This is a genomic window from Pandoraea pnomenusa (genome assembly GCF_040391475.1).
Taxonomy (GTDB): domain Bacteria; phylum Pseudomonadota; class Gammaproteobacteria; order Burkholderiales; family Burkholderiaceae; genus Pandoraea; species Pandoraea pnomenusa_C.
This window is the reverse complement of the sequence record NZ_JBEBXS010000009.1, coordinates 1-19,591: the sequence shown is the minus strand read 5'-3', so window position 1 is coordinate 19,591 and position 19,591 is coordinate 1. Positions and strand designations below refer to the sequence as shown.

General features: G+C 63.1%; 15 protein-coding genes. 2 read left to right on the top strand and 13 right to left on the bottom strand.

Annotation, left to right across the window (positions count from 1 at the left end; translation table 11 throughout):
• Positions 1 to 118: 118 nt before the first annotated feature.
• From pstS to ABWO90_RS11450, 5 genes are all read right to left on the bottom strand, one after another.
• A complete protein-coding gene (pstS, locus tag ABWO90_RS11470; protein ID WP_353191358.1) occupies positions 119 to 1,153 on the bottom strand; it encodes a phosphate ABC transporter substrate-binding protein PstS in 1,035 nt (344 codons plus the stop codon).
• 482 nt (positions 1,154 to 1,635) lie between these two features.
• Positions 1,636 to 2,979 carry a phosphoglucosamine mutase gene (gene glmM, locus ABWO90_RS11465; protein ID WP_353191357.1) on the bottom strand — a complete coding sequence of 448 codons (1,344 nt, stop codon included), beginning with the start codon at positions 2,977 to 2,979 and terminating at the stop codon, positions 1,636 to 1,638.
• 208 nt (positions 2,980 to 3,187) lie between these two features.
• Complete coding sequence (folP, locus tag ABWO90_RS11460) at positions 3,188 to 4,117, bottom strand: dihydropteroate synthase (protein ID WP_353191356.1); 930 nt, start codon at positions 4,115 to 4,117, stop codon at positions 3,188 to 3,190.
• 272 nt (positions 4,118 to 4,389) lie between these two features.
• Positions 4,390 to 6,264 (bottom strand): ATP-dependent zinc metalloprotease FtsH, encoded by a 1,875-nt coding sequence (gene ftsH / locus ABWO90_RS11455; protein ID WP_353191355.1) that lies wholly within the window; start codon positions 6,262 to 6,264, stop codon positions 4,390 to 4,392.
• Positions 6,265 to 6,383: 119 nt separating this feature from the next.
• A complete protein-coding gene (locus ABWO90_RS11450; protein WP_353191536.1) occupies positions 6,384 to 7,034 on the bottom strand; it encodes an RlmE family RNA methyltransferase in 651 nt (216 codons plus the stop codon).
• 135 nt (positions 7,035 to 7,169) lie between these two features.
• On the opposite strand from ABWO90_RS11450, the gene yhbY reads away from it, so the two are divergent.
• The gene (gene yhbY / locus ABWO90_RS11445) at positions 7,170 to 7,670 is read left to right on the top strand and encodes a ribosome assembly RNA-binding protein YhbY (protein WP_353191354.1); all 501 of its coding nucleotides are present in this window, start codon (positions 7,170 to 7,172) and stop codon (positions 7,668 to 7,670) included.
• A 131-nt stretch (positions 7,671 to 7,801) separates the two neighbouring features.
• Here the strand turns inward: yhbY and ABWO90_RS11440 are convergent, their stop codons facing one another.
• The 8 genes from ABWO90_RS11440 to ABWO90_RS11405 form a co-directional block, all read right to left on the bottom strand.
• The gene (locus ABWO90_RS11440) at positions 7,802 to 8,317 is read right to left on the bottom strand and encodes a DUF4149 domain-containing protein (RefSeq protein ID WP_353191353.1); all 516 of its coding nucleotides are present in this window, start codon (positions 8,315 to 8,317) and stop codon (positions 7,802 to 7,804) included.
• A complete protein-coding gene (greA, locus tag ABWO90_RS11435; protein ID WP_353191352.1) occupies positions 8,301 to 8,777 on the bottom strand; it encodes a transcription elongation factor GreA in 477 nt (158 codons plus the stop codon). Before greA ends, ABWO90_RS11440 begins: the two co-directional genes overlap by 17 nt.
• Before the next feature lie 282 nt (positions 8,778 to 9,059).
• Positions 9,060 to 12,302, bottom strand: a complete 3,243-nt coding sequence (carB, locus tag ABWO90_RS11430; RefSeq protein ID WP_353191351.1) for a carbamoyl-phosphate synthase large subunit — start codon at positions 12,300 to 12,302, stop codon at positions 9,060 to 9,062.
• 18 nt (positions 12,303 to 12,320) lie between these two features.
• On the bottom strand, positions 12,321 to 12,992 hold the full coding sequence (leuE, locus tag ABWO90_RS11425) for a leucine efflux protein LeuE (RefSeq protein WP_353191350.1): 672 nt from the start codon (positions 12,990 to 12,992) through the stop codon (positions 12,321 to 12,323).
• Positions 12,993 to 13,031: 39 nt separating this feature from the next.
• A complete protein-coding gene (gene carA / locus ABWO90_RS11420; protein WP_353191349.1) occupies positions 13,032 to 14,177 on the bottom strand; it encodes a glutamine-hydrolyzing carbamoyl-phosphate synthase small subunit in 1,146 nt (381 codons plus the stop codon).
• Positions 14,178 to 14,372: 195 nt separating this feature from the next.
• Complete coding sequence (locus ABWO90_RS11415) at positions 14,373 to 15,134, bottom strand: FadR/GntR family transcriptional regulator (RefSeq protein ID WP_353191348.1); 762 nt, start codon at positions 15,132 to 15,134, stop codon at positions 14,373 to 14,375.
• Positions 15,135 to 15,301: 167 nt separating this feature from the next.
• Positions 15,302 to 16,945: an alpha,alpha-trehalase TreF gene (treF, locus tag ABWO90_RS11410; RefSeq protein ID WP_353191347.1), complete on the bottom strand. Its 1,644-nt coding sequence runs from the start codon at positions 16,943 to 16,945 to the stop codon at positions 15,302 to 15,304.
• Positions 16,942 to 17,709 (bottom strand): SDR family NAD(P)-dependent oxidoreductase, encoded by a 768-nt coding sequence (locus ABWO90_RS11405; protein ID WP_353191346.1) that lies wholly within the window; start codon positions 17,707 to 17,709, stop codon positions 16,942 to 16,944. Before ABWO90_RS11405 ends, treF begins: the two co-directional genes overlap by 4 nt.
• Positions 17,710 to 18,126: 417 nt before the next feature.
• On the opposite strand from ABWO90_RS11405, the gene ABWO90_RS11400 reads away from it, so the two are divergent.
• Positions 18,127 to 19,452, top strand: coding sequence for a C4-dicarboxylate transporter DctA (locus tag ABWO90_RS11400; RefSeq protein ID WP_353191345.1), 1,326 nt, complete (start codon positions 18,127 to 18,129; stop codon positions 19,450 to 19,452).
• The last annotated feature ends 139 nt before the right edge of the window (positions 19,453 to 19,591 follow it).

Below are 19,591 nucleotides of genomic sequence, written 5' to 3'. Positions count from 1 at the left end.
AGCGCGCCGCCAGCCGTTGCCAGATCAGAGCTCGGGCTTCGGAACAGGCGGCGCGGATATTGCCGTTTTTTCGGTCACGGGCAACGCGATGGCGCATTGCCCGATACCTTCAAGGCGCTTAGATGCCGGCCTTGCTGGCCGACTCGGCAACCTTCGCCTTCCAGTCAGCGCGGATCTGCTTCACAACACTTTCCGGCAGCGGGATGTAGTCCAGTTCCTTGGCCGTAGCCACGCCGTTCTTGAACGACCAGTCGAAGAACTTGAGCACCTCGGCGCCTTGGGCTTCCTTGCCGGCATCGGCCTTCTGATGCACGAGCACGAACGTGGCAGCCACGATCGGCCACGAATCAGCACCCTTCTCGTTCGTCAGGATCTGGTAATACGTCTTCGTCCATTCGGCCTTGCCTGCAGCAGCGGCGAACGTCTTGGCATCCGGCTCGACCGTCTTGCCGTCGGCATTCACGAGGGCCGTGTGCGTCAGCTTGTTCTGCTTGGCGTAGGCCGACTCAACGTAGCCGATCGCGCCCGGCAGACGCTGCACGAAAGCGGCGACACCGTCGTTACCCTTGCCGCCCGTACCCGTCGGCCAGTTGACCGTGCTGCCTTCGCCAACCTTGCTCTTCCATTCCGGATTGACCTTCGACAGGTAGTTCGTGAACACGAAGCTCGTGCCCGAACCGTCGGCGCGGCGAACCACGGCGATGTCGGTGTCCGGCAGCTTGACCTTCGGGTTCAGCTTGGCGATGGCCGGATCGTTCCACTTCTTGATCTTGCCCAGGTAGATGTCGCCCAGCACTTCACCCGACAGGACCAGCTCGCCCGGCTTCACGCCCGGCACATTGACGACCGGCACAATGCCGCCGACAACCGTCGGGAACTGGAACAGGCCTTGCTTGGCGAGGTCTTCATCGGTCAGCGGGGCGTCCGAACCGGCGAAATCCACGGTCTTGGCCTGGATCTGCTTGATGCCGCCCGAGGAACCGATACCCTGGTAGTTGACCTTGTTCTGGGTCGACTGCTGGTAGGCGGCGGCCCACTTCGAATAAATCGGCGCGGCAAACGTGCTGCCGGCACCCGTAATCTCGCCCGCAATCGCGCCCGCGGCGAACAGAACGCCAGCCAGGCCGGCAATCGCAGTCTTCATCAGCTTCATGGATCTCTCCGAGTTGGTGTGGTACAGCGTGTGGATGGCTCGAAGAATAGATTCTGAATGTGACAGTAATGTGTCATTTTCGAAACCTCACCATCGGACTGTCACGAAGTCGCCATCGAAACGTCACATTGCATGCGTTTCAGCGGCCCTCGGACGGTTTTGGCAAAACCCTTGTGCGGCGCGGGTTTCGGACGATTCCTAGCCGCATTTTCGCCGCCATACCGCGTGTTTCCGGGGGATGTCAGGGTTGTGACAGTGACGGATCGATGTCGGAAAGACGCCGACAGTCGTCACGAAAGTTGTCACAAATGCGGTTGCCTCAACGCAGCAATTACCATCGCTGGAACGTGAATGTCAGCGCATTGCGATGCGGTGGCGGCGCAGACTCCGGATTGGGCGGAGGGAAATGAAAAGGGCCGTCACGACGGGTGACGGCCCTGCTTTACTGCGATGAACCGGCGACCGGTTCATTTTGAATCGCCTCAGGCGGCTGCCTTGACGACGTTGGCCAACTGTTGCGCAAATGACGTGGCTTGCGACTCATCACGGGCTTCGACCATCACCCGCAGCACGGGCTCGGTGCCCGACGCGCGAATCAGCACGCGGCCCGTATCGCCCAGCGTGGCCTCGACGGCCTCGCGCTCGGCGGCCAGCTTCGTGTCGCTTTGCCAGTCGTAACCAGCCGCGGTGCGAACGTTGATCATGTGTTGCGGGAACAGACGCACGCCGTCGAGCAGCTTGGCGAGCGGCTTGTTGTCCGCCCGGCGAATGGCCGCCAGCACCTGCAGCGCGGAGATGATGCCGTCGCCGGTGGTGTGCTTGTCCAGACACAGGATATGGCCCGAGCCTTCGGCACCGATCTGCCAGCCATGCTTGTAGAGCTGCTCCAGCACGTAGCGATCGCCGACCTTGGCACGCACGAAAGGCACGCCCATCGCCTTTAGTGCGACTTCCACAGCCATGTTGGTCATCAGGGTGCCCACGGCCCCCGCCACGCCACCATTGTCCAGACGGTCCTTGACGAGCAGATACAGCAGTTCGTCGCCGTTATAGAGACGACCGGCGGAGTCCACGATCTGCAGGCGGTCGGCGTCGCCGTCGAGCGCTATGCCGATATCCGCATGGTTCGCCCTGACAGCGCGCATGAGCGCGTCCGGCGACGTGGCGCCACAGTCTTCGTTGATGTTGAAGCCATTCGGCTGATTCCCGATGGCGATGACTTCCGCACCCAGTTCGTGGAAGACGTGCGGGGCGATGTGGTAGGCCGCGCCATTGGCGCAGTCGACCACGATCTTCATGCCGCGCAGGTCGAAGTCGTTCGGGAACGTGCTCTTGCAGAACTCGATGTAGCGCCCGGCGGCATCCTCCAGGCGGCGCGCCTTGCCGAGTTGCTCGGAACGCACGCAGGTCATCGGGTTGTCGAGCTCAGCCTCGATGGCCAGTTCGGTCTGGTCCGGCAGCTTGTTACCGTCTGCCGAGAAGAACTTGATGCCGTTGTCGTGGTACGGATTGTGCGACGCGCTGATGACGACGCCCGCCGCCAGGCGCAGCGCCCGGGTGAGGTATGCCACGGCAGGCGTGGGCATCGGGCCGGCCATCATGGTGTCAACGCCAGCGGCCGCAAAGCCGGCCTCCAGTGCGGCTTCGAGCATGTAGCCCGAAACGCGCGTGTCCTTGCCGATCAGCACTGTCGGGCGCCCCAATGTCTGATTCCCGGCCAGCACGCGACCGGCAGCGTAGCCGAGGCGCAGCACAAACTCCGGTGTGATGGGGCTCTCGCCTACCGTGCCGCGAACTCCATCGGTCCCAAAATAGCGTCGTTTCATCATTGCTTCGTTCCCAGGTGCTGCGCTGTGCCCGTTGACGTGCCAGGCATGCGCATCTTTCGTTTTTGGTATTGCTGTCGTTCGCCGGTGCAGCGTGGCCGCCGCCATTTTCCATGATCTGCGTCCCCGCTCGGTCCCCGTCGGAGATCACCGGCAGTGAGGCTCAAGCGCTGCCATTGCACGGGTTTGCGTCGCTGTTCCGTGCCGCTTACTCGGCGTCGCGCACGGCCTGCCAGACCTTGAGCGCATCGACCGTCTCGGCAACGTCGTGCACTCGCACGATCGCAGCGCCCTGCTGCGCCGCACACAACGCGGCGGCCACGCTGGCCACGCGACGCTCCGTGGGCGTCTGGCGGCCGGTGATCTCACCGAGCATGCGCTTGCGCGACATGCCCACCAGCAACGGCAGGCCGTCGCGCGAGAGCACCCGCAGGTGCTTGAGCAAGGCGAGATTATGGGCGAGATTCTTGCCAAAGCCGAACCCCGGATCCAGATATAGACGCGTCGGCGCAACACCTGACGACAGCAGCTTATCGACACGACCATCCAGGAAGGCGGCGACTTCCGTCACCACATCGGTGTAAATCGGGGCATCCTGCATCGTTTTCGGGTCGTGCAGCATGTGCATGATGCAAAGCGCCGCTTCGCTGTCGCGCACGGCCTCGATGGCGCCGGGCTGCTGAAAACCCCAGATGTCGTTGATCATGTCGGCGCCCGCGGCCAGCACGGCCCGCATCACACCCGGCTTGTAGGTGTCGATGGACAGTGGCACCCCGCAATCGCGCAACGCTTCGACGATCGGCACCACCCGTTCGAGTTCGGCGTCTTCGGCCAGCGCTTCGGCCCCCGGACGGGTCGACTCGCCGCCGATATCCAGAATATCGACACCCTCCGCAATCAATTGCTCGGCGTGGCGCAACGCGGCATCGCGCGCGACAAACTTGCCGCCGTCGGAAAACGAATCGGGCGTGACGTTCAGAATGCCCATGACGTGGACTCGCCCGGCATCCAACCGGAAACGCGGGCCAAATGCCAGATTGGCAGGCTTGGCCTGTGCCTCTGCGCTCTCGGCGCCCAGCACGATGTCGTCGGCGGCCGACGGTACGGAAGGAGGAAATTGGGACTGCTCAGTGGACATTCGGACGCTCGTAGCTCAGTAAGACCGGTATGGCGGCCCGCGCCGTCAAGGCGGACAGAAGTACGTCCCGGGGTGCCCGGCACGCCAGTTTATGGCCGTAATGTTACCGGATTCGCCTCTTGTATCGACTACGGAAACACTCGGTAACACCGAATTTCACGGTCGCCTGCGCTCGCCTCATCACAGGCGGTATCGCCACAACGCAAAAAGGCCGGCAAGATGCCGGCCTTTTTGCGATTAACGGGACGAAAGCTCCCGTCGGTGGCAACCGATCAGACGGTTGCCGGGGTATTGCTGGGCTTGAGCGGCGGGTTGCCACCCGAAGCGCCGCCATTCGTCGGACCGTTCTTCGGCGGACGCGGCGGACGGCCATCCATGATGTCGTTGATCTGCTCGCCGTCGATCGTTTCCCATTCCATCAGGGCCTGGGTCATCGACTCGACCTTCTCGCGGTTGTCTTCCAGCAGCTTCTTCGCCAGTGCGTACTGTTCGTCCAGAATGCGGCGAACTTCCCCATCGACCTTCTGCTGCGTGGCTTCCGACACCGACTTGGCCGACATCCGGCCAAACACCGAATCCTGCTCCGTGTCCACGTAGACCATCGGGCCCAGGGCGTCCGACATACCGTAGCGGGTCACCATGTCGCGAGCCAGCTTGGTGGCACGTTCGAAGTCGTTCGAGGCACCCGTCGACATCTTGTTGATGAAGACCTCTTCCGCTGCACGACCGCCGAACAGAATGGCGATCTGCGTGAGCATCGTGTCGCGGTACTCCGAATACTTGTCGTGCTCCGGCAGTTGCATCGTCAGACCCAGCGCCCAGCCACGCGGAATGATCGTGACCTTGTGCACCGGATCGGCACCCGGCAACAGCATGGCGACGACCGCGTGACCCGACTCGTGATAAGCGGTGGCGCGGCGCTCTTCGTCGCGCATGACCGCCGACTTGCGCTCCGGACCCATGAAGATCTTGTCCTTCGCGTCTTCGAAGTCGAGCATTTCCACGATGCGCTTGTTACGGCGCGCCGCAAACAGTGCCGCTTCGTTCACGAGGTTGGCCAGATCGGCGCCCGACATGCCCGGCGTACCGCGCGCGATGACCGACGCATCAACGTCGTTCGCAATCGGCACCTTGCGCAGGTGGACCTTCAGAATCTGTTCGCGGCCACGGATGTCCGGCAGACCGACGTAGACCTGACGGTCGAAGCGGCCCGGACGCAGCAGCGCCTTGTCCAGCACGTCCGAACGGTTGGTCGCGGCAATCACGATCACGCCCGAGTTGGCCTCGAAGCCGTCCATTTCGACCAGCATCTGGTTCAGCGTCTGCTCGCGTTCGTCGTTACCGCCGCCCATGCCCGCGCCACGATGACGGCCGACTGCGTCGATTTCGTCGATGAACACGATACACGGCGACTGCTTCTTCGCGTTTTCGAACATGTCGCGCACGCGGGCAGCACCCACGCCAACGAACATTTCCACGAAGTCCGAACCCGAGATGCTGAAGAACGGCACCTTGGCTTCGCCAGCGATAGCGCGGGCCAGCAACGTCTTACCGGTTCCCGGCGGGCCGACCAGCAGCACGCCGCGCGGAATACGTCCGCCCAGCTTCTGGAATTTCTGAGGATCTTTCAGGAAGTCGACGAGTTCGCCCACTTCGTACTTCGCTTCGTCGCAGCCGGCGACGTCGGCAAAGGTAACCGGATTGGCATTCTCGTCAATGAGGCGCGCACGGGATTTGCCGAAGGAGAAGGCACCGCCCTTACCCCCGCCCTGCATCTGTCGCATCATGTAGAACCAGAAGCCGATGATCAGCAGCGTGGGTCCGAGGTAGTACAGCGCGGACATGAGCACGTTCGGTTCGTCGTCGGCCTTACCCGAGACCTGAACACCGTACTTCATGAGGTCGCCCACCATCCAGATGTCGCCCGGCGACACGATGGTGTACTTCTGGCCGTCGCTAGGGGTGACCTGAAGGCTGCGCCCTTGCACCACCACGTTCTTGATCTTGCCGTTCTTGGCATCGTCCATGAACTGGGAGTACGTCACGCCCTCCTGGACGTGCGGCTTGTCGAACTGTTTGAAAACAGTAAACAAGACCAGCGCGATGACCAACCACACCGCCGCTTTGGAAAACATATTATTGTTCAAAGCGTTGCTCCTTCATGAAATCGCTTCGCGCCAGGAATTCATTCTAATCCACTCGCAGGCGCACCGCCATAGTGATTCTTTACCGCCACCATAGCGCCAATGCGCCGGTTTGACGGGCATCAAGCCGGTTTTTTCAAACCCCGTCCGAGAATAAACGTTTCGGAAGATTTGTCTCGAGACGCCTTCGGCTTGCGCGGCGCCACCGTTTTGAACTGTTGCTTGAATTTCTCGACGATCTGGCTATACCCGCTACCGTGAAAACATTTGACCAGCAATGCTCCCTCCGGTTTCAGGTGCCTTTGCGCAAAATCGAGCGCCAGGTCGCATAAATGCTCGATTCGCGCGGCATCGGCCGATGCCACGCCGGACAAGTTGGGGGCCATATCCGAAACTACAAGGTCGACTTTGCGTCCGGCAACGATTTCTTCGAGCTGCGCGAGCACACTGTCTTCGCGGAAATCCCCCTGGAGGAAGTGAACGTCGGCGATCGGATCCATCGGCAGGATATCCAGCGCGATGATCGTGCCGTCGATGCCACCCTCGACGCGCGAGCCCTTGGCGAGCTTGTTGCGCGCGTACTGGCTCCAGCTACCGGGCGTGGAACCCAGGTCGACAATGACCTGACCGGGCTTGATCAGCCGGTCCTGCTCGTCGATTTCCTTGAGTTTGTAGGCAGCACGGGCGCGATAGCCCTCGCGCTGCGCCATTTTGACGTAGGGATCGTTGATGTGATCGTGCAGCCATGCGTGGCTGAAACGGTTTTTTGCCATGATTCTTCGAAAACGCTGCAATTTGCAGGATAATACGCCCTTGCGCGCCCAAAATACGCGAGCCGGTCTGCCTGCGCAGACGCCCCGGTCGCCGTTGGCGGGCGCATCCTAACTTGTTTGTCTCGTCTGTCTTCTATGCCCGCTTTGACCCTGACCCCGGCGCAACGCGCCGACTTGCGCTCCGCCGCCCATGCGCTGAATCCCGTCGTTCTGATCGGCGCCGACGGCTTGACGCCGGCGGTGCTCAAGGAAATCGACGGCGCCCTGAAGGCCCACGAACTGATCAAGGTGCGTGTGTTCGGCGACGAACGCGATACGCGCGTGGCCATCTACGAATCCATCTGCGACCAGTTGAGTGCAGCGCCCGTGCAACACATCGGCAAGCTGCTCGTCCTGTACCGCCCGGCGGCCGACGAGGTGGAAGCCCCGGTTCGCGCCAAATCCGGCGGCACCGGCGCCACCGTCAAGGGCCGTGCCCCGCGCACCGTCACCGTCGTCAAGAACAGCACCAATGCGGGACGTCGTCCGATGGTCAAGAAAGTGACCGTTCGCGGCAACGAGCGCATGACGGCCGGTGGCATCGTCAAAAAGGCCAAGAAGCGCCAAACCAGCGTCAAGCGCCAGCGTAACGACTGATTCGCCTGCGAGTCGGGCGGATCACACAATCCGCCAGCACTCAAGAGAACGCGCCCAGACATTGTCGGGCGCGTTTTTTTATGGGGCGCGAAAGGCGCCGATCAACAACGCCTCACACACCCCTGCGGCATTTAGCCGCGCACCGGCTGACGCCAGATCAGCACAATGCCAAGCAAGCTCTGCAGCAGGTAGATACCGCTCGAAATGCCGTGCAGCATGCCGAACTTGGCAGCCAGGACCGATTGACCGATCTCGACACCCGAGGCCTCGGCCTGGGCTCGCAGATCCGCCATGTACGGCTGCAGGCCGAACGACGAAATCAGCACACACACCATCATGGCCACCGCGAGCCAGCGCAGCGCGCGATAGGCCCGAGCCGCCTGGGCGCTACCGGTACGGGCAACGAGTGCCGTCGCAAGCCATACCAGCAATACACCGCACACCAGGCTCAGCCAGGCTTGCGTGTGGAACAGGCGGCCGGCGACCGTGCCGGCTACGGTGCGTGATTCGAGCACCGCAAACAGCGTGGGGGCGACGATATAGCCAATCGCCCACTGACTACCGCACCAGACGGTCGCGATCAGACGGAACAGACGTTCCAGCTTCGGCGCGCCGCCGGCAGACGTCACTTCAGACGTAGCGGACATCGATGATCTCGTACTCACGCACGCCGCTCGGGGCCTGCACTTCGGCCACATCGCCTGCGTACTTGCCAATCAACGCACGGGCGATCGGCGAACTCACCGAAATCTTGCCGTGCTCCAGGTCGGCTTCATCGTCGCCGACAATCTGATACAGCACCGTACCGCCGTTCTCGAGGTCTTCGAGTTCGACCGTCGCGGCAAACACCACGCGGCCTTCGGCGTCGAGTGCGGACGGATCGATGATCTGCGCAGCCGAGAGTTTCGACTCCAGATCGGCGATACGACCTTCGATGAAGCCTTGCTTTTCTTTTGCGGCGTCGTATTCCGCGTTTTCCGACAGGTCACCCTGCGCACGGGCTTCAGCAATCGCAGTGATCACGTTCGGACGTTCGACGGTCTTCAGGCGGTGCAGCTCGTCCTTGAGCAGCGCGGCGCCCCGCTTGGTCAGAGGAATGGTACTCATGCGCGTTGTTCCGAAAGACAAAAAAATTGCCGCAGCAAAGCCGCATTCGCACTTGTTGCGAACGCCGCTCAACCGCGGCTGTGACACCTATGTGATGCTAGTGTAGCAGACTTGCCAACGCTGCCAACCCGAGGGTCGGCCACGCGGCGTCGCACTGCCAATACATCGTTTGGCGCATCCGACCGGGATCGGTTCCCGACGAATGCCCCTTATTGGCGACATTGCCCGGTACGGCAGACCGCCACCGGGCAATGTTGCCTCAGACTACGGACGCCTGGTCGATCAGGCCGGCAGCGTTGCGTGCAGCCCCTGGAGATCGTAGACCTCGAGGTTTTGCAGGTACTTCAGGCCTTCCACGGCCGCGCGAGCGCCGGAGATCGTCGTGTAATACGTAACCTTGTGCGCCTGCGCCGACATACGGATCGAGCGCGAATCGGCAATCGCCGTGCGGGTTTCGTCCACCGTGGTGAACACCAGCGCGATCTCGCCGTTCTTGATCATGTCGACGATGTGCGGACGGCCGTCCTTCACCTTGTTGACCACACGCACCGGAATACCGGCGGCTTCGATGGCGGCCGCCGTGCCGCGCGTTGCCACGATCGGGTAGCCGAGCGCGTGCAGCATGCGGGCGACTTCGACCGCGCGCGGCTTGTCGGCGTCCTTGACCGTGAGCAGCACCGTGCCCGAGGCCGGCAGGCGCGAGCCTGCTGCCAGTTGCGACTTGAAGAGCGCCTCGCCAAACGTACGGCCCACGCCCATCACCTCGCCCGTCGAGCGCATTTCCGGTCCGAGCACCGGGTCGACGCCCGGGAACTTCACGAACGGGAACACGGCTTCCTTGACGCTGAAGTACGGCGGCACCACTTCGCTCGTCACCTTTTGCGACTTGAGCGACTGACCGACCATTGCGCGAGCGGCGATCTTGGCCAACTGGCGGCCCGTTGCCTTCGAAACGTACGGCACCGTACGCGAGGCGCGCGGGTTCACTTCGAGCACGTAGATCGTGTCGACACCGTTGCCCTGCTGAATCGCGAACTGCACGTTCATCAGGCCGACCACGTTGAGCGCCTTGGCCATCGCAGCCGTCTGACGCTTGAGTTCGGCGACCGTCTGTGCGGACAGCGAGTACGGGGGCAGCGAGCAAGCCGAGTCACCCGAGTGAACGCCCGCCTGTTCGATGTGTTCCATCACGCCACCGATGTAGACGTCCGTGCCGTCCGAGATGCAATCGACGTCGCACTCGATCGCGTCGTCGAGGAAGCGGTCGAGCAGCACCGGGCTGTCGTGGCTCACCTTGACGGCCTCACGCATGTAGCGCTCGAGGTCACGCGGCTCGTGCACGATTTCCATCGCGCGGCCACCCAGCACGTACGACGGGCGCACCACCAGCGGATAGCCGATTTCCGAAGCCAGCTTCAGGGCTTCGTCTTCGGCGCGCGCCGTGCGGTTCGGCGGCTGACGCAGGCCCAGGTCATGCAACAGCTTCTGGAAGCGCTCGCGGTCTTCGGCGGCGTCGATCATGTCCGGGCTGGTGCCGACGATCGGCACGCCGTTCGCCTCGAGATCGAGCGCGAGCTTCAGCGGGGTCTGACCGCCGTACTGGACGATCACACCGACCGGCTTTTCGAGGTCGACGATTTCCAGCACGTCTTCCAGCGTCACCGGCTCGAAGTACAGACGATCCGACGTGTCATAGTCCGTCGACACCGTTTCCGGGTTGCAGTTGACCATGATGGTTTCGTAACCGTCTTCTCGCAGGGCGAGCGCGGCGTGTACGCAGCAGTAGTCGAACTCGATACCCTGGCCGATACGGTTCGGGCCGCCGCCGAGCACCATGACCTTCTTCTTGTTGGTCGGTTGGGCTTCGCACTCTTCCTCGTAGGTCGAGTACATGTAGGCGGTGTTGGTCGAGAATTCGGCAGCGCAGGTGTCGACGCGCTTATAGACCGGGCGCACCTTCTGGGCGATACGCGCACGACGCACGGCGGTCTGGTCGGTACCGAGCAGCTTGGCCAGACGGCGATCCGAGAAGCCGCTTTGCTTCAGGAAGCGCAGTTCTTCGGTCGTCAGGCTTTCGAGCGTGCGGCCGGCGAGCGCCTTTTCCTTCTTGACGATGGCTTCGAGCTGGGCGAGGAACCACGGGTCGATCGCCGTCTCGGCGTAGACCTCTTCGAGGCTCATGCCCAGACGGAACGCGTCGCCCACGTACCAGATACGGTCCGGGCCCGGTTCGCCGATCTCGGCCACGATTTCGTCGCGATCGGTCGACTTTTCGTCCAGACCGTCCACACCGACTTCCAGACCACGCATGGCCTTCTGGAACGATTCCTGGAACGTGCGACCCATCGCCATCACTTCACCGACCGATTTCATCTGCGTGGTCAGGCGGGGATCGGCTTCGCGGAACTTCTCGAACGCGAAACGCGGCACCTTGGTCACGACATAGTCGATGGTCGGCTCGAACGATGCCGGCGTGGCGCCGCCGGTAATTTCGTTGCGCAGTTCGTCGAGCGTGTAGCCCACGGCCAGCTTGGCAGCGACCTTGGCGATCGGGAAGCCGGTAGCCTTCGAGGCGAGTGCCGACGAGCGCGACACGCGCGGGTTCATTTCGATGACGACCATACGGCCGTCCTTCGGGTTGATCGAGAACTGGACGTTCGAGCCGCCCGTCTCCACGCCGATTTCGCGCAGCACGGCCAGCGACGCGTTACGCAGCAGCTGGTATTCCTTGTCCGTGAGCGTCTGGGCCGGGGCAACGGTGATCGAGTCACCGGTGTGCACGCCCATCGGGTCGAGGTTTTCGATCGAGCAGACGATGATGCAGTTGTCGGCGCGGTCGCGCACGACTTCCATCTCGAATTCCTTCCAGCCGAGCAGCGACTCTTCGATGAGCAGTTCGCGCGTGGGCGAGAGGTCGAGACCGCGCTTGCAGATCTCTTCGAATTCTTCGCGGTTGTAGGCGATACCGCCGCCCGAGCCGCCGAGCGTGAACGACGGGCGGATCACCATCGGGTAACCGCTGCCGCCGATTTCGGCCATGATCTGGGCCTGCACGGTGAGCGCTTCTTCCATCGAGTGCGCGATGCCCGACTTGGCCGAACCGAGACCGATCTTGGTCATCGCGTCCTTGAACTTCTGGCGGTCTTCGGCCTTGTCGATGGCTTCCGGCGAGGCGCCGATCAGCTCCACCTTGTACTTGTCGAGCACGCCGTGACGATGCAGGTCGAGCGCGCAGTTCAGCGCGGTCTGGCCGCCCATCGTCGGCAGGATCGCGTCCGGACGCTCCTTGGCGATGATGCGCTCGACGACTTCCCACGTGATCGGCTCGATGTAGGTCACATCGGCCGTATCCGGGTCGGTCATGATCGTCGCAGGGTTGCTGTTGATCAGGATGACCTTGTAGCCTTCCTCACGCAGGGCCTTGCAGGCCTGTGCGCCGGAATAATCGAATTCGCATGCCTGACCGATGATGATCGGGCCGGCGCCGATGATGAGGATGCTCTTGATGTCTGTGCGCTTTGGCATAACGTTCTCAACAAAAATTTAACTCAGCGTCGCGGTCGCGAGCTTCACACCGAAGCTGACGAACAGCGCGCCCACGCCGCCGGTTGCCCCGGCGCTCAACCGGCGACGTTGCCGGAAGTGCTCGGCCAGGCGGTAACCGGCCAGGATCAGCGTGCTCAGGTACAGGAAACTGCAGGTCTGCACGATCACGCCCAGCACCGCAAACGACACGGCGGGGTGGGCGTAGCCCGGATCGACGAACTGGATGAAAAACGACACGCAGAACAGGATCGCCTTCGGGTTCAGCAGGCTGATGAACAGCGCACGCTTGAACGGGTGATCGGCGTCGACATGCTTCGTCGCGGCAACCACGGCCGCCCCGGCATTGGCCCGGATGGCCCGCGCATTGGCAAGCGCGCCGCGAAGCATGTTCAGGCCCATCCAGCAAAGATAGGCTGCGCCGAGGTACTTCACCACGAAGAAGAGTGCCGGCTGGGCGTGCAACAGCGAGGCCACGCCTGCGGCCGACAGCGTCATCAGGATCGTGTCGCCCAGAAACACGCCGCACGCGCCCGCGTAGCCCTGCCGTACGCCGCGTTGCGCCGCCACCGACAGCACATAAAGCGAGTTCGGCCCCGGCAGCAGGATGATCACCACCACTCCGGCCAGATAGGTCCAGAGATTGACGATGCCGATCGAGTTTCCGAGCATGGTGCGTGTTTCCTTATCCGTTTCTCGTCGCGCCTGTGCTTACGCCGGCTGCTTGGCGTCGGCCATCGACTGCACGAAGCGGTCGAACAGATAGCCGATGTCGTGCGGGCCGGGCGAGGCTTCCGGGTGACCCTGGAAGCAGAATGCCGGGCGGTCCGTCAGCTCGAAGCCTTGCAGCGTGCCGTCGAACAGCGACACGTGCGACACGCGTGCGTTGGCGGGCAGGCTGTTCGCGTCCACCGCGAAACCGTGGTTTTGCGACGTGATGACGACGCGGCCGGTCGCGAGATCCTTCACCGGGTGGTTGGCACCGTGGTGACCGGTCTTCATCTTGAGCGTCTTGGCGCCGACGGCCAGGCCCATGATCTGGTGGCCGAGGCAGATGCCGAAGGTCGGGATGCGTCGCTCGAGGAACGTCTTCGTGGCCGCAATGGCGTAGTCGCACGGCTCGGGATCGCCGGGGCCGTTCGAGAGGAAGACGCCATCCGGGTTCAGCGCGAACACGTCGTCGGCCGAGCTTTGGGCGGGCAGTACCGTGACCTTGCAGCCACGCTCGGCGAGCATGCGCAGAATGTTGCGCTTCACGCCGTAGTCGAGCGCGACCACGTGGAATTTCGGATCCTTCTGCTCACCATAGCCTTCGCCGAGCGTCCACTCCGTCTGCGTCCACGCGTATTGCTCCGTGGTCGAGACTACCTTGGCGAGGTCCATGCCGGCCAGGCCCGGGAAGGATTGGGCGAGTGCGATGGCCTTGGCTTCGTCGGCTTCTTCGCCGGCGAGGATGCAGCCGTTCTGGGCGCCCTTGTCACGCAGGATTCGGGTCAGACGGCGCGTGTCGATGCCGGCGATGGCAACGACGCCTTCGTCCTTCAGGTATTGCGACAGCGTCTTGTCGGCGCGGAAATTCGAGTCGAGGATCGGCAGATCCTTGATGATCAGGCCGGCGGCATGGACTTTCGTGGCTTCGACGTCTTCACCGTTGACGCCCGTGTTGCCGATGTGCGGATACGTCAGCGTGACGATCTGGCGCGCATAGCTCGGGTCGGTGAGGATTTCCTGGTAGCCGGTAATGGCCGTATTGAAGACCACTTCACCGATGGTGTGACCGGCAGCGCCGATGGCGTACCCACGAAAGACCGTGCCGTCAGCGAGCGCGAGAATGGCGGGTGGGAATGACGGCAGCACGGGAAACTCCTGAAGGGTTCACCCCGGCTGCCAGCCCCATCGTCCGCTCGCGATGACATCAGCGCGGGCACCGGAATTGCGCGGAATATGCGCACAGCGGATGCTCGGGCTGCGGACGAGATGTCAGGCGGGTAGGCGCTAGGGTGAGGGTTAAATGACTAAAACCTTCAAAGTATAGCGCAAATCCCAATCTTCTCAAAGCTGAACGTGTGGCGCACCAGTACGCTCTGCGTTCTCCCTGGGGGTTGCGCTGCCGGAGGACGAATACGCAGAGGGGATAGGGAAATGAATGCCCGCCCGCTGGGCCGCCAGCACGATATGGCGCTCCATCGCGGCCCCTGCGGCGGCGCCGTCGCGGCGTCGCAGCGCGTCGAGGATCTCCAGATGTTCATGATAGGTGGAAAGCACCAGTTCGCGCTGATAGAACGGCAGGCGCTGGCTTTCCATCACGATTTCGGTGCTGCCGCGAAGAATGTCGGCGATCGCGCCGTTCCCGGCCAGCCCGACGATCCGGAGGTGAAACGCGAAGTCCAGTTGGGCGGCCGTATCCACGTCGCCCTCGATCAGCGCGGACTTCATCGTCTCGACGTTATCCGTGAGCCAGTCGATCTCGTCGGCGCTGGCGGCGTGGGCGGCGAGCCGGGTCGAGAAGCCTTCCAGCGCGTAGCGCAACTGGTACGTGTCGGCCAGCGAGATCTGGTCGGCGAATCGCCAGGCGACGCCCACCCGCGCGGAAGCGTCGTTCACGTACACCCCTTTTCCGGGACGGATGGCGACCATGCCGAGCGCTTCGAGCGTGGAGAGGGCTTCGCGCAGCGAGGCGCGGCTGATGGCCAGTTCCTCGGCGAGTTGGCGTTGCGAAGGAAGCATCGCGCCGGCGGGATAGACCTGGCGTTCGATACGCTCTCGGATGGTGGCGACGGCGGCGTCGGTAACGGCATGCGCCGAATGCTTCATGAGGCCTCACTGGGAATGCGGGGATTCGTATGGCGCATTGTACGACGCCAAATCTCCCCTCACCCGCCGGCGCCCCCGACGCGTCGGCGAAGCAACACCTTGCGTCGGACGTCGGCATGACAGCCGCAACCGCCAGCCCATTGAAACGTCCGCCCCCCCGCCGGGCGCTACCGGGAGATTTGCCGCGGCGGGCGACCCTGTGCCGTCACCTCGTGGGCATGATGGTCCGGATGATCGCCGAGCAGGCGGCGCACCACGCCATTCGTCCAGCCGAAGCCGTCCTGCAGCGGGTACTCCCCGCCGCCGCCGCCACAGGCACACATCGCGTCGCTCGTATGCAGCGAATACTTTTCGACGAGCTTGCTCTCGCGCGCGTAGAGCGCGCTGACCGTCGAGAGCCAGCGACGGGCGATATCGTTCGCCAGCCCGTTCTCACCGTACTTGCGAAGCCCGTGGATACCGATCCATTGCAGCGGTGCCCAGCCATTCGGCGGGTCCCATTGCTGGAGGCTCGACGTCTCCGTCGTGCGCAGCCCGCCCGCAGCCACCAGCCGGTCGAGCATCGTCTTTGCGCTCCGATGCGCCTGATCGGGCGTCGCCAGCCCCACGAAGAGCGGCGTGGCAAGCGCTGCCGACAAACAAGGGCGCTGCTCGCCACGTTGCCAGTCGTAATCGAGAAACGCGCCCTGCGCGTCGCTCCACAGATAGCGTGTCATCGCATCGCGCCGGGCCTGTGCGCGCTGGACGAAAGCCTGGGCGGCCTGCGTATCGCCGGCGGCATCGCACAGCCGCGCGATGTGGCGCTCCGTGGCGAAAAGGAAACTGTTCAGGTCGACGGGCAGGATGGCGGTCGTGCGAATCGACGAGAGATCGTTGACGTCATCGAGCCAGCGCGAGCTGAAGTCCCAGCCCGAGGCTGCGCCGGCACGAAGATCGCGATACACCTCCCCCGCCGGACGACGCGGGGCATGCAGCGCGGTGCCCAGATCCTCCAGATAGCCCTCCTCGCGGGGCGTATCGCGCTCGTCCCAATAGCGATTCAGGAGCGCACCGTCGGGCAGGCGCACGACGTGACGGTGCGCGTCGCCCGGCGCGAGCGTCGCTTCGCCGTCCATCCAGTATTCATATTCGCGACGCAGGTGAGGCAGATACCGCAGGGCGTGCGCCACGCCATGCGACTCGAAGAGCTCGACCATCAGGCCGTACATCGGCGGCTGCGAACGGCTGAGATAGTACGTGCGGTTACCGTTCGGAATATGGCCGTAGGTGTCGATGAGAAACGAGAAATTGTCGGCCATGCTCACGAGCAGGTCCTGACGCCCGCTCCGGGCGAGCCCGAGCATCGTGAAATAGGAGTCCCAGTAATAGAGTTCGTGAAAGCGACCGCCGGGCACGACATACGGACGCGGCAGCGGCAACAGCGAACTGCACGCCGGATGCGCCTCCGGTAACCGCGTGAGCACCTCCCAAAGCCCGTCGATATGGTCGACGAGTCCCTGCCCCGGGTCCGACACATAGTGGCTGGGCGGCGTGCGCTCCAGGGTGAAGTGCGACGCCACGAAACGAGACAGGTCGAAGCCCGGCTGGGGCGCCGCTTCGCGATAGCGGCGCATCACGGCTTCCGGCGCCAGCGTCGGCACGCAGTCGACGAACGTCTTGCTGTCCGTAAACACGCGTTGCGTCTGAACGGCGACAAACAGCTCCTGATAGCGGTCGGCAGGGGTCAGCACGTCGGCCGGTGCCGAGTGTTCGACGTCCGGCGTCATGCCGCCTTTGGCCAACGTGCGTTGTGCGGTATCGGTCATCGTCATTGCTCCGAGTAATTCCAGAGCAGACCGCCGTCGATGAAGAGCGTAGTGCCCGTCACATAGCTGGCGTCGGGCGAAGCGAGGAACAGGACAGCGTTGGCGACTTCGCTCGGATCGGCGAGGCGTCCGAGCGGAATACTTGCGACCAGCGCGTCCAGTTGCGCCTTGTTGGCGAGCAGTTGCCGGTTGATCGGGGTGGCGACGGCGCCGGGCGCCACGTTATTCACCGTAATGCCGAGCGGGGCGAGTTCGATGGCCAGATTGCGCATCATCATCTTCATGCCGCCCTTGCTGGCGCAGTAGCTCGTGAAGTGCGGAAACGGCAGTTCCTCGTGTACCGAGCTGACATTGACGATGCGCCCGCCGCGTTTCGTCGCCTGCAAGTGACGCACAAATGCCTGTGTCAGGAAGAACGCGCCCTTCAGGTTCACGTTCATCACCAGATCGTAGTCCGCCTCGGTCACCTCGAGGAACGGTGCGCGACGCTCCACCCCGGCGTTGTTGACCAGCACGTCGATGCGTCCCATTTGGGCCACGGCGCGGGCGATCACGTCCTGATCGTCGTCCACCTTGCCCACGTCGCCTGCGATCACACAGCCGTCGCTGCCCGCGTTGCGCACGAAGTCGAGCGTCTGCTCGGCCATGGCATTGTCCAGCCGGTCTTCCACCACGATGCGGGCGCCCTCCTGGGCAAGCCGGATCGCGATCGCGCGTCCGATGCCCTGCCCGCTGCCCGTCACCATAACCACCGTGTCCTTCATCCGCATGGCGCCTCCCTTCTTCGCAGGTTTGGGGGTCTGCGCACGCTGCCGGGGGTCGCATTCCACGCCCGAACAGCCCACCAGATAACCGTGCGACTGCTGGCGCGAAAGCGAAGTTCACCCCGATCGGGGCCGGATTCGTCCCCAAAACCGAAGATTTCGAGGGGATCACTACCCTGCGCGACGCCCACCCCGGCCGTATCCCCCGCCCTAGGGAATCCCCTCACAAGACGCACCTTGACCTCACTATATTGAATTTCTAATATTCGCCATAACACCACTGGTCAGACCGGTATGACTTGTTTGAATACACTGATGGGTGGATGTTGCCGTACAGAGATTCAGCCCCCGAGAGCAGTCCGTCAGACGTAGAAATCACGCGCAGTTGTGCGAAGCCAATTGCGCAGGCAGAGGAGACAAGCCATGCCCAAGGTGTTTCGTTCGTTGTTTGGCCGAGTTGTCATTGCGTTGATCGTAGGTGTGGCACTTGGCATCTGGTTTCCGCAGTTCGGAGAGTCGTTGCGTCCGTTGGGAGACGGTTTCCTGAAGTTGATCAAGATGGTGATCGGACCGATCGTCTTCTGCGTCGTGGTCAGTGGCATGGCGAGCGCGGGGGATCTGCGCAAAGTCGGCCGCGTGGGCGTCAAGGCCGTCGTGTACTTCGAGATCATCACCACCTTCGCGCTCGTCATCGGCGCCGTGCTGGCGTGGGTGACGCGTCCGGGCGAAGGCATGAACATCGACATTCGCAGCCTCGATCCCAGCGCCATGGCGGCGTACACCGAGAACGCCAAGAGCCTCAAGGACACTGCGGGCTTTCTCCTGAAGATCATTCCCAACACCATCACCGACGCTTTTGCCAAGGGCGACATCCTGCAGATCCTTGTCTTCTCCGTCATGTTCGGGTGCGCGCTGGCGGCCCTAGGTGAGCGCGGGCGTCCGGTGGCCCGGTTCATCGAAGACCTCAGCCATGTCTTCTTCCGCGTGATGGCGTTCATCATCCGCCTTGCACCGCTGGGCGTGCTGGGTGCCGTGGCTTTCACCACTGGCAAATACGGTGCCGCGTCGCTCAAGCAACTGGGCATGCTCGTGCTCGTGTTCTACGCGAGCTGCTTCGTCTTCGTCACCGTGGTGCTGGGCGGCGTCTTGCGACTGGCCGGGTTCAACATCTTCAAGTTCATCAAGTACTTCCGTGAAGAGTTGTCCATCGTGCTGGGCACTGCGTCGTCCGATGCCGTGTTGCCGACCATCATGCGCAAGCTCGAATGGATGGGCATCAAGAAGTCCACCGTGGGCCTTGTCGTGCCGACCGGCTACTCCTTCAACCTCGATGGCTTCTCCATCTACCTGACGCTGGCGGTCATCTTCATTGCGCAGGCCACCAACACACCGTTGTCGATGCACGACCTGATACTCGTCGTGCTCGTCTCGCTGCTGACCTCCAAGGGTGCGCACGGTATTCCGGGTTCGGCCATCGTGATCCTGGCGGCGACGCTGGCGGCCATTCCGGCCATCCCCGTCATCGGACTGGTCCTGATCCTGCCGGTCGACTGGTTCGTGGGCATTGCCCGCGCCATCACCAACCTGCTGGGCAACTGCGTGGCGACGCTCGTCGTCGCGGCATGGGAAAAAGACGTCGACTTTGCCAGAGCGCACAAAGTGCTCGATGGCGCCCTGCCCTACGAGCCGATCGCAGCGTCCATCGAAGACACCGAAGCCGCCCCCGCCAACGCGGCCCTGACACGCTAAACCGAAAGCGGGTGCCGCCAAAGGCACCCGCCCCCCTCTTTGCCGACGACAGACGTCGGCATCTTCATCCGGAGTCAACCGCAACATGGCCCTCGCCCCGCAAGACCCGAACGCACCGGAATTCGTGCGCCGTTACGTC

What these genes read in the sequence shown, in the direction of transcription:
- pstS (WP_353191358.1), bottom strand. Translation starts at nt 1,153, where the DNA reads ATGAAGCTGATGAAGACTGCGATTGCCGGCCTGGCTGGCGTTCTGTTC.
- glmM (WP_353191357.1), bottom strand. Translation starts at nt 2,979, where the DNA reads ATGAAACGACGCTATTTTGGGACCGATGGAGTTCGCGGCACGGTAGGC.
- folP (WP_353191356.1), bottom strand. Translation starts at nt 4,117, where the DNA reads ATGTCCACTGAGCAGTCCCAATTTCCTCCTTCCGTACCGTCGGCCGCC.
- ABWO90_RS11450 (WP_353191536.1), bottom strand. Translation starts at nt 7,034, where the DNA reads ATGGCAAAAAACCGTTTCAGCCACGCATGGCTGCACGATCACATCAAC.
- yhbY (WP_353191354.1), top strand. Translation starts at nt 7,170, where the DNA reads ATGCCCGCTTTGACCCTGACCCCGGCGCAACGCGCCGACTTGCGCTCC.
- ABWO90_RS11440 (WP_353191353.1), bottom strand. Translation starts at nt 8,317, where the DNA reads ATGTCCGCTACGTCTGAAGTGACGTCTGCCGGCGGCGCGCCGAAGCTG.
- greA (WP_353191352.1), bottom strand. Translation starts at nt 8,777, where the DNA reads ATGAGTACCATTCCTCTGACCAAGCGGGGCGCCGCGCTGCTCAAGGAC.
- carB (WP_353191351.1), bottom strand. Translation starts at nt 12,302, where the DNA reads ATGCCAAAGCGCACAGACATCAAGAGCATCCTCATCATCGGCGCCGGC.
- leuE (WP_353191350.1), bottom strand. Translation starts at nt 12,992, where the DNA reads ATGCTCGGAAACTCGATCGGCATCGTCAATCTCTGGACCTATCTGGCC.
- ABWO90_RS11415 (WP_353191348.1), bottom strand. Translation starts at nt 15,134, where the DNA reads ATGAAGCATTCGGCGCATGCCGTTACCGACGCCGCCGTCGCCACCATC.
- treF (WP_353191347.1), bottom strand. Translation starts at nt 16,945, where the DNA reads ATGACGATGACCGATACCGCACAACGCACGTTGGCCAAAGGCGGCATG.
- ABWO90_RS11405 (WP_353191346.1), bottom strand. Translation starts at nt 17,709, where the DNA reads ATGCGGATGAAGGACACGGTGGTTATGGTGACGGGCAGCGGGCAGGGC.
- ABWO90_RS11400 (WP_353191345.1), top strand. Translation starts at nt 18,127, where the DNA reads ATGCCCAAGGTGTTTCGTTCGTTGTTTGGCCGAGTTGTCATTGCGTTG.